Source organism: Rhizobium sp. Rhizsp42 (assembly GCF_047304155.1).
Taxonomy (GTDB): domain Bacteria; phylum Pseudomonadota; class Alphaproteobacteria; order Rhizobiales; family Rhizobiaceae; genus Rhizobium.
In genome coordinates this window covers 1-248 of record NZ_JBGLYS010000185.1, presented here as the reverse complement: position 1 = coordinate 248, position 248 = coordinate 1, and the positions used below count along the sequence as shown (strand labels likewise).

The window sequence follows — 248 nt, the reverse complement described above, 5'->3', positions numbered from 1 at the left end:
CATCAAGACCTTCTGCGAGAGTTTGCTCGCCGTCCTCACCACTGGCGTTGTCGGCATCCTCGACGTGGACTGGCCCGGCGCTCTCTCCGCTGCCGCCCTCGCCACCCTCGTGTCCCTGCTGACCTCGATCTCGCAGGCAGAGTTCACGGCTGGCGCGCCCGCCGGCGACAGCTACCAGGGCAAGCACGAGGCCCCGGACCCCCGCCACCGCGTCGCAGACTAACAAAACCAAACCGACAGACTAACAA

Annotated in this window: 1 protein-coding gene; it reads left to right on the top strand. The window is 66.1% G+C overall.

The window, feature by feature from the left end; genetic code table 11:
* Positions 1-223, top strand: a 223-nt coding sequence (locus ACCD05_RS32020; RefSeq protein ID WP_413397718.1) for a holin, incomplete at its 5' end; no start/stop codon positions are given.
* Between the last annotated feature and the right edge of the window lie 25 nt (positions 224-248).